The sequence below is a fragment of the Pseudomonas citronellolis genome (assembly GCF_029335315.1).
Taxonomy (GTDB): domain Bacteria; phylum Pseudomonadota; class Gammaproteobacteria; order Pseudomonadales; family Pseudomonadaceae; genus Pseudomonas; species Pseudomonas citronellolis_A.
Genome location: NZ_JARJLT010000335.1, coordinates 1 through 15,147 on the forward strand (window position 1 = coordinate 1; position 15,147 = coordinate 15,147).

14 protein-coding genes are annotated in these 15,147 nt (G+C 67.0%); 9 read left to right on the top strand and 5 right to left on the bottom strand.

Annotated features, from left to right (window positions below):
- Window positions 1-964, bottom strand: a 964-nt coding sequence (gene cysK, locus P3W75_RS24995) for a cysteine synthase A (protein ID WP_276230003.1), incomplete at its 3' end; no start/stop codon positions are given.
- A 285-nt stretch (window positions 965-1,249) separates the two neighbouring features.
- Here cysK and P3W75_RS25000 point away from each other — a divergent pair.
- The 3 genes from P3W75_RS25000 to P3W75_RS25010 all read left to right on the top strand — a co-directional run bounded on the left by P3W75_RS25000 (window position 1,250) and on the right by P3W75_RS25010 (window position 4,590).
- Window positions 1,250-2,095: an AAA family ATPase gene (locus tag P3W75_RS25000; protein WP_276230004.1), complete on the top strand. Its 846-nt coding sequence runs from the start codon at window positions 1,250-1,252 to the stop codon at window positions 2,093-2,095.
- 178 nt (window positions 2,096-2,273) lie between these two features.
- Entirely contained in the window at window positions 2,274-3,455 is a 1,182-nt protein-coding gene (locus P3W75_RS25005; protein WP_276230005.1) for a vWA domain-containing protein, read from the top strand.
- Window positions 3,456-3,570: 115 nt separating this feature from the next.
- Window positions 3,571-4,590 (top strand): AraC family transcriptional regulator, encoded by a 1,020-nt coding sequence (locus tag P3W75_RS25010; protein WP_276230006.1) that lies wholly within the window; start codon window positions 3,571-3,573, stop codon window positions 4,588-4,590.
- 291 nt (window positions 4,591-4,881) lie between these two features.
- On the opposite strand, the gene P3W75_RS25015 is transcribed toward P3W75_RS25010, so the two are convergent.
- Window positions 4,882-5,925, bottom strand: a complete 1,044-nt coding sequence (locus P3W75_RS25015) for a class I SAM-dependent methyltransferase (RefSeq protein WP_276230007.1) — start codon at window positions 5,923-5,925, stop codon at window positions 4,882-4,884.
- A 312-nt stretch (window positions 5,926-6,237) separates the two neighbouring features.
- On the opposite strand from P3W75_RS25015, the gene P3W75_RS25020 reads away from it, so the two are divergent.
- A complete protein-coding gene (locus P3W75_RS25020) occupies window positions 6,238-6,459 on the top strand; it encodes a hypothetical protein (protein WP_276230008.1) in 222 nt (73 codons plus the stop codon).
- 4 nt (window positions 6,460-6,463) lie between these two features.
- Here the strand turns inward: P3W75_RS25020 and csiR are convergent, their stop codons facing one another.
- Window positions 6,464-7,162: a DNA-binding transcriptional regulator CsiR gene (csiR, locus tag P3W75_RS25025; RefSeq protein ID WP_276230009.1), complete on the bottom strand. Its 699-nt coding sequence runs from the start codon at window positions 7,160-7,162 to the stop codon at window positions 6,464-6,466.
- Between the two features lie 193 nt (window positions 7,163-7,355).
- Between csiR and glaH the strand changes: the two genes are divergently transcribed.
- The 5 genes from glaH (at window position 7,356) to gabP (ending at window position 14,055) form a co-directional block, all read left to right on the top strand.
- On the top strand, window positions 7,356-8,333 hold the full coding sequence (gene glaH / locus P3W75_RS25030) for a glutarate dioxygenase GlaH (RefSeq protein WP_276230010.1): 978 nt from the start codon (window positions 7,356-7,358) through the stop codon (window positions 8,331-8,333).
- Between the two features lie 122 nt (window positions 8,334-8,455).
- Entirely contained in the window at window positions 8,456-9,721 is a 1,266-nt protein-coding gene (lhgO, locus tag P3W75_RS25035; RefSeq protein ID WP_276230011.1) for an L-2-hydroxyglutarate oxidase, read from the top strand.
- Window positions 9,722-9,752: 31 nt separating this feature from the next.
- A complete protein-coding gene (gene gabD / locus P3W75_RS25040; protein ID WP_276230012.1) occupies window positions 9,753-11,201 on the top strand; it encodes an NADP-dependent succinate-semialdehyde dehydrogenase in 1,449 nt (482 codons plus the stop codon).
- A 36-nt stretch (window positions 11,202-11,237) separates the two neighbouring features.
- Complete coding sequence (gabT, locus tag P3W75_RS25045) at window positions 11,238-12,512, top strand: 4-aminobutyrate--2-oxoglutarate transaminase (RefSeq protein ID WP_276230013.1); 1,275 nt, start codon at window positions 11,238-11,240, stop codon at window positions 12,510-12,512.
- 142 nt (window positions 12,513-12,654) lie between these two features.
- Window positions 12,655-14,055: a GABA permease gene (gene gabP / locus P3W75_RS25050; RefSeq protein WP_276230014.1), complete on the top strand. Its 1,401-nt coding sequence runs from the start codon at window positions 12,655-12,657 to the stop codon at window positions 14,053-14,055.
- Between the two features lie 183 nt (window positions 14,056-14,238).
- Here gabP and mdtI read toward each other — a convergent pair whose 3' ends face one another.
- Both mdtI and P3W75_RS25060 read right to left on the bottom strand, forming a co-directional pair.
- Window positions 14,239-14,568 carry a multidrug/spermidine efflux SMR transporter subunit MdtI gene (gene mdtI, locus P3W75_RS25055; protein WP_276230015.1) on the bottom strand — a complete coding sequence of 110 codons (330 nt, stop codon included), beginning with the start codon at window positions 14,566-14,568 and terminating at the stop codon, window positions 14,239-14,241.
- Complete coding sequence (locus tag P3W75_RS25060) at window positions 14,562-14,921, bottom strand: SMR family transporter (protein ID WP_276230016.1); 360 nt, start codon at window positions 14,919-14,921, stop codon at window positions 14,562-14,564. Before P3W75_RS25060 ends, mdtI begins: the two co-directional genes overlap by 7 nt.
- Between the last annotated feature and the right edge of the window lie 226 nt (window positions 14,922-15,147).

The following is a 15,147-nucleotide window of genomic DNA, read 5'->3' on the forward strand; positions in this document are numbered from 1 at the left end:
GTTCCTGGTCGGCGAACACGCCTTCGAAGAGCATGCTCGACAGGTAGCGCTCGGCCGAGTCGGGGATGATCACGACGATGGTCTTGCCCTGCATCGCCGGCTCCTGCGCCAGGCGCACGGCGGCGGCCATGGCGGCGCCGCTGGAGATGCCGCAGAGCATGCCTTCTTCCTGCATCAGGCGCAGGGCCATGGCGCGGGCGTCGTCGTCGGTGACCTGCTCGACGCGGTCGACCATGGCCAGGTCGAGGTTCTTCGGCACGAAGCCGGCGCCGATGCCCTGGATCTTGTGCGGCGCGGGCTTGACCTCGGCGCCGGCCAGGGTCTGGCTGATCACCGGCGAGCTGGTCGGTTCCACGGCCACCGAGAGGATCGGCTTGCCCTTGGTGTTCTTGATGAAGCGCGACACGCCGGTGATGGTGCCGCCGGTGCCGACGCCGGCGACCAGCACGTCGACCGCGCCGTCGGTGTCGTTCCAGATTTCCGGGCCGGTGGTCTTCTCGTGGATCGCCGGGTTGGCCGGGTTGTCGAACTGCGCCGGCATGAAGTACTGGCCGGGGTTCTCGGCCAGCAGCTCCTCGGCCTTGGCGATGGCGCCCTTCATGCCCTTGGCCGGCTCGGTAAGCACCAGCTCGGCGCCCAGGGCCTTGAGCACCTTGCGCCGTTCCAGGCTCATCGAGGCGGGCATGGTCAGCACCAGCTTGTAGCCGCGCGCGGCGGCGACGAAAGCCAGGCCGATGCCGGTGTTGCCGGAGGTCGGTTCGACGATGGTCATGCCGGGTTTCAGGCGGCCGCTGGACTCGGCATCCCAGATCATGTTGGCGCCGATGCGGCACTTCACCGAGTAGCCGGGGTTGCGGCCCTCGATCTTGGCCAGGATGGTGACCCCGCGCGGAGCGATACGATTGATCTGGACCAGCGGCGTGTTGCCGATGGACTGCGCGTTGTCTGCGAAGATGCGGCTCATGATGAGTGTCCTTGTGGATCGATGCTGACCCACCAGCCTATTCCCCGGCGTCGCGGGCGTAAAGCCGCGAAACCGGCGGAAAGGTCGGCTGCAGCGCGTCGGCGTCGGTGAGAGGGTGGCGTGGTGCCGGTAGCGCTCGACGAATGGATGGGCGGCTGCGCATTCAGTGACTGAATGCCATGCCTGCGTTCACAGTCGACGGAGCTGCGCGGTATAGTCGCAGTCTGTCTCCCAGTTCCTACAGCCCGGGCCCAGGCCCGGCGTATACCGTTCGAGGATTCCCCGATGAAGTTCGAAGGCACCCAGTCCTACGTCGCCACCGACGACCTCAAGCTGGCGGTGAACGCCTCCATCACCCTGCAGCGCCCGCTGCTGGTGAAAGGCGAGCCGGGCACCGGCAAGACCATGCTCGCCGAACAGTTGGCTGAAGCCTTCGGCGCCAAGCTGATCACCTGGCACATCAAGTCCACCACCAAGGCCCACCAGGGTCTCTACGAATACGACGCGGTGAGCCGCCTGCGCGACTCGCAGCTGGGCGTGGACAAGGTCCACGACGTGCGCAACTACATCAAGAAGGGCAAGCTCTGGGAGGCCTTCGAGGCCGGCGAGCGGGTGATCCTGCTGATCGACGAGATCGACAAGGCGGACATCGAGTTCCCCAACGACCTGCTGCAGGAACTCGACAAGATGGAGTTCTACGTCTACGAGACGAACGAGACCATCAAGGCCAAGCAGCGCCCGATCATCATCATCACCTCGAACAACGAGAAGGAACTGCCGGACGCCTTCCTGCGCCGCTGCTTCTTCCACTACATCGCCTTCCCGGATCGCGAGACCCTGCAGAAGATCGTCGACGTCCACTACCCGGGCATCAAGGCCTCGCTGGTCAGCGAGGCGCTGGACATCTTCTTCGACGTGCGCAAGGTGCCGGGCCTGAAGAAGAAGCCCTCCACCAGCGAACTGGTCGACTGGCTGAAGCTGCTGATGGCCGACGACATCGGCGAAGCCGTGCTGCGCGAACGCGATCCGACCAAGGCCATCCCGCCGCTGGCCGGCGCCCTGGTGAAGAACGAGCAGGACGTGCAACTGCTCGAGCGCCTGGCCTTCATGAGCCGCCGCGCCAGTCGTTAACTTTCGGGCTGCTGCGCGTCGGCCATGCTGCGTTGGAATCAGACTCGGAAAGCTCATTTACAATCGTAAACTCCGCTTCCTCGTCTGATTCCGCCTTGCCTGGCTCTAGCTCGCAAGCCCTTGCACCGAGTGCAAAGGAGCGTCGCTCCTGTACCAATGAATCAACGAGGGTGCAGCCATGCTGCTCAACCTGTTCAACGAAATGCGCGCGGCCAAGGTGCCGGTGTCGGTGCGCGAGCTGCTCGACCTGATCAACGCGCTGCAGCAGCGCGTGGTGTTCGCCGACATGGACGAGTTCTACTACCTGTCGCGTACCATCCTGGTGAAGGACGAGCGTCATTTCGACAAGTTCGACCGGGCCTTCGGCGCCTATTTCAAGGGCCTGGAGAAGCTCGACGACCACCTCAAGGCGTTGATTCCCGAGGAGTGGCTGCGCAAGGAGTTCGAGCGCCTGCTGACCGACGAGGAACGCGCGCAGATCCAGTCCCTCGGCGGCCTGGACAAGCTCATCGAGGAGTTCAAGAAACGCCTGGAAGAGCAGAAGGAACGCCACGCCGGCGGCAACAAGTGGATCGGCACCGGCGGCACCAGCCCGTTCGGCTCCGGCGGCTTCAACCCCGAGGGCATCCGCGTCGGCGACGCCGGCAAGCGCCAGGGCAAGGCCGCCAAGGTGTGGGACCAGCGCGAGTACAAGAACCTCGACGACCAGGTCGAGCTGGGCACCCGCAACATCAAGATCGCCCTGCGCCGCCTGCGCAAGTTCGCCCGTGAAGGCGCGGCGGAAGAGCTGGACATCGACGGCACCATCGACCACACGGCGAAGGACGCCGGGCTGCTGAACATCCAGATGCGCCCGGAACGCCGCAACACCGTGAAGCTCCTGCTGCTGCTGGACATCGGCGGTTCGATGGACGCCCACGTGAAGGTCTGCGAGGAACTGTTCTCGGCCTGCAAGACCGAGTTCAAGCATCTCGAATATTTCTACTTCCACAACTTCATCTACGAGTCGGTGTGGAAGAACAACCTGCGCCGCTCCAGCGAACGCACCGCCACCTTCGACCTGCTGCACAAGTACGGGCCGGACTACAAGGTGGTGTTCGTCGGCGACGCGGCCATGGCGCCCTACGAGATCACCCAGGCCGGCGGCAGCGTCGAGCACTGGAACGAGGAAGCCGGCTACGTGTGGATGCAGCGCTTCATGGAGAAGTACAAGAAGCTCATCTGGATCAACCCGTACCCGAAGGACACCTGGAACTACACCGCCTCCACCGGCCTGGTGCGCGAGCTGGTGAAGGAACAGATGTTCCCGCTGACCCTCAGCGGTCTGGAAGAGGGCATGCGCTTCCTCTCGCGCGGCTGACGCGCGTATCCCCGTAGGAGTCGGTTCGAAGCACGGTTGCGGCTATCGTCTTGCCAAATCCCATGCCCGCGGCGGTAACATCGCGGGCACGGCGCACCGCACCGATGGGCAAGACATGACCGGCACCAGCTTTTCCCGCAACACCTGGCTCAACTCCCTGCACATGGCTTCGCTGACCGTTTCCCTGCTGGAAGCGGAAGGCCACGGCCTGGAAAGCATCCTCGAGGGCAGCGGCATCACCGCCGCCGACCTGCTCGACCTGCGTCGCCTGGTCAGCCCCTGGCAGGAGCAGCAGGTGTTCGCCAACGCCCAGCGCCTGGCCGCCGAGCCCGCGCTGGGGCTGCGCCTGGGCCTGCGCACACGGATTTCCGCCTACGGCCTGCTGGGTTACGCGCTGCTCTCCGCGCCGACCCTGGGCGAGGCGCTGCGCATCGGCCTGAGCTACCCGGTGCTGCTGGGCACCTACTTCCACCTGGCGCTGAGCGTCGAGGGCGACGTCGCCTGGCTGGTGGCCACCGGCTATAGCGAGGACGAGGCGCTGCGGCCGTTCAACACCGAGCTGTGCCTGGGCTCGCTGAAGGTCACCTGCGGCGACCTGCTGGGCCAGCCGCTGGACCTGCGCCGCGCCGAGTTCGAATACAGCGTCCCCGCCGAGCGCGAGGCGGCCTACACCAAGGGCTTCGGCTGCGGGCTGCGTTTCGGCGCCGCGCGCAGCGCCATCGGCTTCCCGGCCACCTGGCTGGAGCGGCGCCTGCCGTTGGCCGACCCGGTGACCCATCGCGAGATGCTCGAACAGTGCCGCCGGCAGAACATCGAGCTGGCCGCGCGCCGCGCCTGGCTGGACAAGGTGCGCGGCATCCTCGGCGAGCGCCTGCAGTCGCCGCCCGGCCTGGAAGAACTGGCGCGGCGCCTGAACTGCTCCTCGCGCAGCCTGCGCCGGCACCTGCAGCAACAGCAGACCAGCTACCAGCAACTGCTCGACGAACTGCGCTTCGCCCGCGCCAAGGAACTGCTGCAGGGCGGCGACATGCCGATCTACCGCATCGCCGAGGAACTCGGCTTCAGCGAAACGGCCAGCCTGCGCCACGCCTTCCAGCGCTGGAGCGGCCAGCCGCCGAGCCATTTCCGTGCCTGAACCCTTCGGCGGATAACGCTTGAGGCGTTATGCGCCCTACGCAATGGCCACCTCCGCCATTTCCGCGCGGGACAATGCGTAGGGCGAATAACCGTTCGCGGTTATCCGCCGCCAGCCGGAACGTTGGTGTTCGGGGGGAATGGCGGATAACGCTTGAGGCGTTATGCGCCCTACGCAATGGCCACCTCCGCCATTTCCGCGCGGGGCAATGCGTAGGGCGAATAACCGTTCGCGGTTATCCGCCGCCAGCCGGAACGCTGGTGTTCGGCGGGAACGGCGGATAACGCCTACTCATGGACGCGCCTCCAAGATCAGGTTGAACGGCGTTTCCGCCGCGCGGCGGAAGCGGCTGAAGCCGGCTTCCTCGAACACCGCGCGCAGGCGCGCTTCGCCGGCCTGGGCGCCGAGGCCGAGGCCGACTTCCTGGGACAGCGAGTTGGGCGTGCAGATGAAGGTCGAGGCGGCATAGAACAGCCGGCCCACCGGGGTCAGGTTGTCGTCCAGGCTGTCGCCGGCGTAGGGCTCCACCAGCAGCACCGTGCCGTCCGGCGCCAGGCGCTGCAGGGCGTGGCGGGCGGCGCCTACCGGGTCGCCCATGTCGTGCAGGCAGTCGAAGAAGCAGATCAGCTCGTACTCGCCCGGGTAGTCCTTGGCGCTGGCTGTGGCGAACCGCGCGCGCTCCTCGACGCCGGCTTCGCTGGCGCGCTGCGCGGCGGTTTCCACCGAGGGCGCGTGGTAGTCGAAACCGGCGAAGCGCGAGGCCGGGAAGGCCTTGGCCATGATGATGGTGGAGGCGCCGTGACCGCAGCCGATGTCGGCCACCCGTGCGCCGCTTTGCAGCTTGGCGACCACGCCGTGCAGGGCCGGCAGCCACTCCTCTACCAGATGCGCGCGGTAGCCGGGGCGGAAGAAGCGCTCGGTGCCACGGAACAGGCAGGGGTGGTGGTCGCCCCAGGGCAGGGCGCCGTCGCCGCGCATGGCGGCGATGAGCTTGTCCTTGTCCTGGTACAGCGAGGCCAGCACGCTAGCGCCGCCGGCCACGTACACCGGCGAGTCCTCGATGGCCAGCGCCAGGGCCTGTTCCTCGGGCAGGCGGAAGCTGCCGCCGGTGTGCTCCAGATAGCCGGCGGCGGCCTGCGCGCTGAGCCATTCGCGCAGCAGGCGCGGGTTGCAGCCGGTACGTTCGGCGAGGGTTTCCGGGCTGACCGGCTGGCCGTCGGCCATGGCCCGGTACAGGCCCAGTTCGTCGCCGAGGATGACGTTGGCGAGCAGCGCCGCGCCGCCCATGTCGGCGACCAGGCGGCCCATGAATGCGTTGAGTTTGGCTTCGTCCATGACGGCTCCTCCGCTGGGAGCGGCGGGTGACGCTCCGGGAATCGGGGAGTGCCGGCTCTCCATGGGCGCGGCGGACGGCGGGGCAGGGCGCCGGCCTGGGACGGGCGCGTGCCGGCAGCCGCAGTTCACGCGTCGTTGCCGGCCCGGACGGGCGCGCCCTCGGCGGGGCGTCGCTCCAGTCTACCGCCGTGGCGCGCGCGGGGCGGCCGGGGCGACGCCCGGCGCTGGCGAAAGGGATAATGCCAATTGGGTCTGCACAGGTTGCTGGCGCAATGCCATAACTGCATCCGCCACCTTTCGGGAGACGTCGCGATGAACAGCGCCGAACAGCAGCTCAACCGCACCCTGCACAGCCTGGTCTACAACCTGGAGCTGGCCTCGCACAACATCCGTACTTCGATGGCCTTCGTCGACGACGCGGTGCTGGCGCGGCTGATGGGCGCCGACGCGCAGCGCCTGAACCTGGCGGCGGAAGTCATGCACAACCTGCTCGGCGAACTCGCCCGGGGGCGCCTGAGCTGCCCGCAGGCGTGAGCCTTCAGCGGCCCTCGCCGAGGCCGCCGTTCTGCATGATCTGCGCGATGATCGGCACCGGGGTCATCAGGTGCGTGCGCATCATCTCGCTGGCGCGCGCGGCGTCGCGGGCGAGGATCGCCTCGACCAGCGCGGCGTGCTCCTGGCGCTTGAGTTCCAGGGCCTGCTCGGAGAACACCGTCTGCGTCAGCCACAGGTGGCGGTAGCGCTCGGCCTGGTCGAACAGATAGGTGCGCGCCTGTAGCAGGTGCTTCGAGCCGCAGCCCTGGGCGATGGCGCTGTGGAAGGCCTTGTGCCGTTCGTCCCAGACGTCCAGGCGCTGCTCGCGGGTCTTCACCTCGACCACCTTGGCCAGGGTATGCGAATGCGCCAGCACCTGCGCCTCCCAGGCGTCGTCGCCGCGCTGGATGGCCAGGCCGACGATCATCGCTTCGAGGTTGGCGCGGGCGTCGTAGATGTCGCGCATCTCTTCCAGCGACATGGGCGCCACCCGGTAGCCCTTCTGGCTGATAGCCACCACCAGGTGTTCCGCCACCAGTTGCGACAGGGCCTCGCGCAGCGGGCCGACGCCCAGGTCGTAGCGCTCCTTCAGGGTGCTCATCAGCAGCTTTTCGCCCGGTTTGAAGACGCCGCGGATGATGTCCTTCTTGAGCCGCTCATAACCGCTGACGGCCGAGTTCTGACGGGGGACGATCGCTTCCAAATCCAGCTCCTGTGGGCATTTGCGCTGGATCATACCCAAATGTCGGATGGACGAAAAACAATAGACAAGGCATTGCTTTGTCGTCGAACAATAAAAATGTAGACATTTTTAGTTTGTGGCGATATTTTTCTCCTGCCCGCCTGATCCAGGTCATTGCCGGACGGCGCCACCCCATCATTGCCAGGACACCGCCATGAACGCCTTCACCTCCATCCAGGACCTCGTCATGCCCCTGCCGCTGGAGACCCGCGGCTACTCGGTAGCGCCGTCGGCGCAGTCGCCGCGCCTGCTCGAGCTGACCGTCGCCCGCGAAACCGTGGCGGCCTTCGTCGAAGCCGTGGCGCAGTGGCCGGTACAGGCCCTGGAGTACAAGTCGTTCCTGCGCTTCCGCGTCGCCCAGATCCTCGACGAGCTGTGCGAAGGCACCCTGCGCCCGGTGCTGCTGAACACCATCCTCGACCGTGGCACCGGCGGCCTGCTGGTCAAGCCCGAGGGCCTGGATGACGTGGCCCAGGCCGAGGACATGGTGAAGTTCTCCACCGCCGTCGCGCACCTGATCGGCCGTTCCAACTACGACGCCATGAGCGGCCAGTTCTACGCCCGCTTCGCCGTGGTCAACAGCGACAACTCCGACAGCTACCTGCGCCAGCCGCACCGCGTGATGGAGCTGCACAACGACGGCACCTTCGTGAATCAGATCACCGACTACGTGCTGATGATGAAGATCGAAGAGAAGAACATGGAGGGCGGCGACTCCCTGCTGCTGCACCTGGACGACTGGAGCGAGCTGGACGAGTTCTTCCGCCACCCGCTGGCGCGCCGCGAAATGCGCTGGACCGCGCCGCCGAGCAAGAAGGTCAGCGAGGACGTGTTCCACGCGGTGTTCGACACCGACGCCGAAGGCCGCCCGACCATGCGCTACATCGACCAGTTCGTGCAGCCGAAGGACTACGAGGAAGGCATCTGGCTGAACAGCCTGTCCGACTCCCTGGAAACCAGCCCCGGGAAGATTTCCGTACCGGTGCCGCAGGGCTGCTTCCTGCTGATCAACAACCTGTTCTGGCTGCACGGCCGCGACCGCTTCGTGCCGCACGAAGGCCTGCGCCGCGAACTGATGCGCCAGCGCGGCTACATCGCCTACCAGAAGCCGCTGTACCAGCGCGGCCAGTAATTCCCCCAGCGTCACCCTTCCCCCGGGAGCGAGCTGGCTCGCGAAGGTCCGCGCACGGTCTTCGCCGGCCGGCTCGCTCCTGTGGGGTTTTTCAGCTGAGCCAGTGCGCGAGGTAATTGGCTGTGTACGATTTCATCATCATCGGCGGCGGCATCGTCGGCATGTCCACCGCGATGCAACTGACCCAGGTCTACCCGGACGCGAAGATTCTCCTGCTGGAGAAGGAATCCGGCCCGGCCCGTCACCAGACCGGGCACAACAGCGGCGTGATCCACGCCGGCGTGTACTACACCCCGGGCAGCCTCAAGGCGAAGTTCTGCCTGGCCGGCAACAAGGCCACCAAGGCCTTCTGCGACAAGCACGGCATCCGCTACGATGAGTGCGGCAAGCTGCTGGTGGCCACCAACGAGCTGGAGATGCAGCGCATGGGCGCGCTCTGGGAGCGCACCGCGGCCAACGGCCTGGAGCGCCACTGGCTGTCCGCCGGCGAGCTGCGCGAGCGTGAGCCGAACATCGTCGGCATGGGTGGCATCTTCGTGCCTTCCAGCGGCATCGTCAGCTACGCCGAAGTCACCGCCGCCATGGGCCGCGAGTTCCAGGCCGCCGGTGGCGAGATCCGCTACAACGCCGAAGTGACCGGCCTCGACGAGCGCGCCGAGGAAGTCATAGTGCGCACCACCGACAACGAGTTCCGCGGCCGCTACCTGGTGACCTGCTCGGGCCTGATGGCCGACCGCGTGGTGCGCATGCTGGGCCTGGAGCCGCAGTTCATCATCTGCCCGTTCCGTGGCGAGTACTACCTGCTGCCCAAGCAGCACAACCAGATCGTCAACCACCTGATCTACCCGATCCCCGACCCGTCGATGCCGTTCCTCGGCGTGCACCTGACGCGGATGATCGACGGTACCGTCACCGTCGGCCCCAACGCCGTGCTGGCGATGAAGCGCGAGGGCTACCGCAAGCGCGACATCAGCGTTTCCGACATGTTCGAGACCCTGACTTCGCCGGGCATCCTCAAGGTACTGGCGAAGAACCTGCGCCCGGGCCTGATCGAGATGAAGAACTCGCTGTTCAAGGGTGGCTACCTGAAGGAAGTGCAGAAGTACTGCCCGAGCATCGTCAAGGCCGACCTCACCGACTACCCGGCCGGCGTGCGCGCCCAGGCGGTGTCGCGCGACGGCAAGCTGATCGACGACTTCCTCTTCGTCAACACCAAGCGCAGCGTGAACGTCTGCAACGCGCCGTCGCCGGCCGCCACCTCGGCCATCCCGATCGGCGCCTACATCGTCGAGAGGGTCCGCGAGCAGGTCGCGGCGCAGGGCGGCAACTTCGTCACGGCCGCCACCCCGGACACCACCCTGGACAGCAACCTGCGGGCCGCCGGCTGAGCCGCCCGACACCTATAACGAGGAAGAACGCGTGCAACTCAAAGACTCCAGCCTGTTCCGCCAGCAGGCCTACATCGACGGCTCCTGGGTGGACGCCGACAGCGGCCAGACCCTGAAGGTCAACAACCCGGCCACCAACGAGATCATCGGCAGCGTGCCGAAGATGGGCGCCGCCGAGACCCGCCGCGCCATCGAAGCCGCCGACCGCGCCCTGCCGGCCTGGCGCGCGCTGACCGCCAAGGACCGTGCCAACCGCCTGCGCCGCTGGTTCGAGCTGATGATCGAGAACCAGGACGACCTGGCTCGCCTGATGACCATCGAACAGGGCAAGCCGCTGGCCGAGGCCAAGGGCGAAATCGCCTACGCCGCGTCCTTCCTCGAGTGGTTCGCCGAAGAAGCCAAGCGCGTCTACGGCGACATGATCCCCGGCCACCAGCCGGACAAGCGCCTGATGGTGATCAAGCAGCCCATCGGCGTCACCGCGGCCATCACCCCGTGGAACTTCCCCTCGGCGATGATCACCCGCAAGGCCGGCCCGGCCCTGGCCGCCGGCTGCACCATGGTCCTCAAACCCGCCTCGCAGACCCCGTACTCCGCCCTGGCCCTGGCCGAGCTGGCCGAGCGCGCCGGCATCCCGAAAGGCGTGTTCAGCGTGGTTACCGGCAGCGCCGGCGAAGTCGGCGGCGAGCTGACCGGCAACCCGATCGTGCGCAAGCTGACCTTCACCGGCTCGACCGAAATCGGTCGCCAGCTGATGGCCGAATGCGCCAAGGACATCAAGAAGGTCTCGCTGGAGCTGGGCGGCAACGCACCCTTCATCGTCTTCGACGACGCCGACCTGGACGCCGCCGTGGACGGCGCGCTGGTCTCCAAGTACCGCAACAATGGCCAGACCTGCGTCTGCGCCAACCGCCTGTACATCCAGGATGGCGTGTACGACGCCTTCGTCGAGAAGCTGAAGGCGGCGGTCGCCCGCCTGAGCATCGGCAACGGCCTGGAAAACGGCGTGACCACCGGCCCGCTGATCGACGCCAAGGCCGTGGCCAAGGTCGAGGAGCACATTGCCGACGCCGTGGGCAAGGGCGCCAAGGTCGTCGCCGGCGGCAAGCCGCACGCCCTGGGCGGCACCTTCTTCGAGCCGACCATCCTGGTCGACGTGCCGAACAACGCCGCCGTGGCCAAGGAAGAGACCTTCGGCCCGCTGGCGCCGCTGTTCCGCTTCAAGGACGAGGCCGACGTGATCGCCATGTCCAACGACACCGAGTTCGGCCTCGCCGCCTACTTCTACGCCCGCGACCTGGGCCGCGTGTTCCGCGTCGGCGAAGCGCTGGAGTACGGCATCGTCGGTATCAACACCGGGATCATTTCCAACGAAGTCGCGCCGTTCGGCGGCATCAAGGCCTCGGGCCTGGGCCGCGAAGGCTCCAAGTACGGCATCGAGGACTACCTGGAAATCAAATACCTGTGCATCGGCGTGTAAGCCGCGGCCACCCCCATTCCTGACCTGGAGACAGCTATGAACAGCAACCAGAGCCTGCAAGAACGGCGCATGGCCGCCATCCCGCGCGGCGTCGGCCAGATCCACCAGATCTACGCCGAGCGCGCCGAGAACGCCACCATCTGGGACGTGGAAGGCCGCGAATACCTGGACTTCGCTGGCGGCATCGCCGTGCTCAACACCGGCCACCTGCACCCGAAGGTGATGGCCGCCGTGCAAGCGCAGATGGTCAAGCTGACCCACACCTGCTTCCACGTGTTCGGCTACGAGGGCTACGTGGCCCTGGCCGAGAAGATCAACAAGATGATCCCCGGCGACTTCGAGAAGAAGACCCTGCTGGTGACCACCGGCGCCGAAGCCGTGGAGAACGCCATCAAGATCGCCCGCGCCGCCACCGGCCGCAGCGGCGTGATCGCCTTCACCGGCGCCTACCACGGCCGCACCCACTACACCCTGGCCCTGACCGGCAAGGTAGTGCCGTACTCCGCGGGCCTGGGCCTGATGCCCGGCGGCGTGTTCCGCGCGCAGTACCCGAACGCGCTGCACGGTGTGTCGGTGGACGACGCCATCGCCAGCATCGAGCGCATCTTCAAGAACGACGCGCAGCCGCGCGACATCGCCGCGATCATCCTCGAGCCGGTGCAGGGCGAGGGTGGCTTCAACCCGGCGCCGAAGGACTTCATGCAGCGCCTGCGCGCCCTGTGCGACGAGCACGGCATCGTGCTGATCGCCGATGAAGTGCAGACCGGTGCCGGGCGCACCGGCACCTTCTTCGCCATGGAGCAGATGGGCGTCGCCGCCGATCTGACCACCTTCGCCAAATCCATCGCCGGCGGCTTCCCGCTGGCCGGTGTGGCCGGCAAGGCCGAACTGATGGACGCGGTGGCCCCGGGCGGCCTGGGCGGCACCTACGCCGGCAACCCGATCTCCTGCGCCGCCGCCCTGGCGGTGATCGAGGCCTTCGAGGAAGAGAACCTGCTGCAGCGCGCCCAGGCCGTGGGCGAGATCCTCGGCGCCGGCCTGCGCCAGATCGGCGAGCGTCACGCCTGCGTGGGCGACGTGCGCATCCTCGGCGCCATGGTCGCGGTGGAGCTGTTCCAGGCCGACGGCCAGACCCCGGCCGCCGAGCTGACCGCGAAGATCGTCGCCAAGGCCCGCGACAAGGGCCTGGTGCTGCTGTCCTGCGGTACCTACTACAACGTCCTGCGCATCCTCGTGCCGCTGACCGTCAGCGACGCCGACCTGCAGCGCGGCCTGGGCATCATCGGCGAGTGCTTCGACGAACTGGCCTGACGTACCTCCGCGTGCCCGCGTCCCCTTTCCCTGAAGGGGACGCGCTGAAGAAAACAATGACGGACCCCGTACCCGCCCGTGCCCACGCACGGGTGGGTCGGGCCATTTCCGCCGCAGGGACGCTGCTTTACAAGGTGAGACCATGCAACAGCTCAACAAGAACAACCTGAGCCATGGGTTGAAATCGCGGCATGTAACCATGCTGTCCATCGCCGGCGTGATCGGCGCCGGCCTGTTCGTCGGTTCCGGCCGCGCCATCGCCGAGGCGGGCCCGGCGGCCATCCTCGCGTACCTGCTGGCCGGTTCGCTGGTGGTGATCGTCATGCGCATGCTGGCCGAGATGGCCGTGGCGTCGCCCGACACCGGCTCCTTCTCCACCTACGCCGACCGCGCCATCGGCAAATGGGCCGGCTACACCATCGGCTGGCTGTACTGGTGGTTCTGGGTCCTGGTGATCCCGATCGAGGCGAACATCGCCGCCACCATCATCAACAGCTGGGTGCCGCAGCTGGACATCTGGGTGCTGTCCCTGGCCATCACCCTGCTGCTGACCGTGACCAACCTGTTCAGCGTGAAGAACTACGGTGAGTTCGAGTTCTGGCTGGCGCTGGTCAAGGTGATCGCCATCGTCGGCTTCATCATCCTCGGCGCCTGCGCCATCCTCGGCTTGCTGCCCAGCACCGGGGTCAGCGGCGTATCGCGCCTGTGGGACAACGGCGGCTTCATGCCCAACGGCTTCGGCGCGGTGCTCAGCGCCATGCTGATCACCATGTTCTCGTTCCTCGGCGCGGAAGTGGTGACCATCGCCGCCGCCGAATCGGACGCCGCCGAGAAGCAGATCTCCAAGGCCACCAACTCGGTGATCTGGCGGATCACCCTGTTCTACATCCTGTCGATCTTCATCGTCGTCGCCCTGGTGCCCTGGACCGATTCGCGCCTCGCCGCCGACGGTTCCTACGTGACCGTGCTGGAAGTGCTCGGCGTGCCCAACGCCAAGGCGCTGATCGACGTGGTGGTGCTGACCTCGGTGACCAGCTGCCTGAACTCCTCGCTGTACACCGCCTCGCGCATGCTCTTCTCGCTGAGCAGCCGTGGCGACGCGCCGGCCATCGCGCGGGTGACCAGCCGCGCCGGTACCCCGGTGGTGGCGGTGCTGCTGTCGACCGCCGCGGCCTTCGCCACGGTGATCGCCAACTACCTGGTGCCCGCGCAGGTGTTCGGCTTCCTCATGGCCAGCTCCGGCGCCATCGCCCTGCTGGTGTACCTGGTGATCGCCATCTCGCAGCTGCGCATGCGCAAGCGCATGGACGCCGAGGGCAAGGCGCCGCAGTACCGCATGTGGCTGTTCCCCTGGCTGACCTGGGGCGTGATCCTGTTCATCGTCGGCGTCCTGGTGCTGATGCTGCTGCGCCCGGACCACCGCGTGGAAGTGACCGCCACCGCGCTGCTCAGCGTGCTGATCGTCTGCTCCGGCCTGCTGGTGACCCGCCGTCGCGCGCGCAGCGAGCAGGGCGCCACGCGCCTGAGAGTGGCCGAGCGCTGATAGCTCTTCGTAGGCGCGAGCCTGCTCGCGAACGGCTCCGCAGCGGGGCTGGTTCGCGAGCAAGCTCGCTCCTACAGGTTGCCCATACGCCGTGCCCTTGTAGGAGCGCGCCATGCGCGCGAATCGCGGGCATGGCCCGCGATAAAAAACGGGGCGCCCTTGGGCGCCCCGTTTTTCGTTGCATCAGGCCAGTTTCAGCAGGCCCATGCCCGTCACCAGCAGCGCCAGCCCGAGCCAGCCGCGCCACACCAGGCGCTGGCCGAACAGGGCCCAGCCCATGGCCACGGTGGCGAGGATGCCGAAGCCGCCCCAGATGGCGTAGGCCACCGACAGTTCGATGTCCTTCACCGCCTGCGCCAGGGCAGAGAAGGCGCCCAGCACGCAGAGGATCGAGGCCACGCCCAGGGCGCGCTTGCGGAAGCCGTCGGAGTACTTCAGCAGCAGGTTGGCGATCACTTCCAGCACGATCGCCACGCCCAGCCAGGCGAACGGAATCCAGTCGAGGCTCAGCATGCGACGGCCTCCGTGGTGGACGGCTCGCGCGGGCTGCGGGTGCCGGACTTGACCAGCAGGATGCCTGTGATCATCACGGCCAGGCCCAGGACCTTCTCCGGGGCCAACTGCTCGCCCAGCCAGGCGACGCTGACCAGGGTGATGAGGACGATGCCGATGCCTTCCCACAGGGCGTAGGCGACGCCAACCGGCACGCGCTTGATGGCCAGCGACAGGAAGTAGTAGGACAGGCCGATCATGGCGTACATCAGCAGATGGCCATAGAAGGGCGCGAAGGTGTTGGTGAACTTCATCGAGGTGGTGCCTACCACTTCGAAACCGATGGCGGTGAACAGATAGATCCAGGAACGCATGGTCGAGCCCTCCCTTGGGCAAGCCGCCGCCCTCGCGAAAGCTCGCGTGGCCAGGCGGAAAGTCGGAACGGGGAGGTGACGCAGGGCGAGCGGCGATTCGCTCGGCGCTTCGTCACCGAAGTCGAGACTTCGGGGAGGGCGCTAGAGGTCGCCGGTCCAACAGCGTTCGCGGGAAACCAGGCGGGAGGTGGAGAGGGTGTGAAGCTTTGTGTTCGACATAATGAAC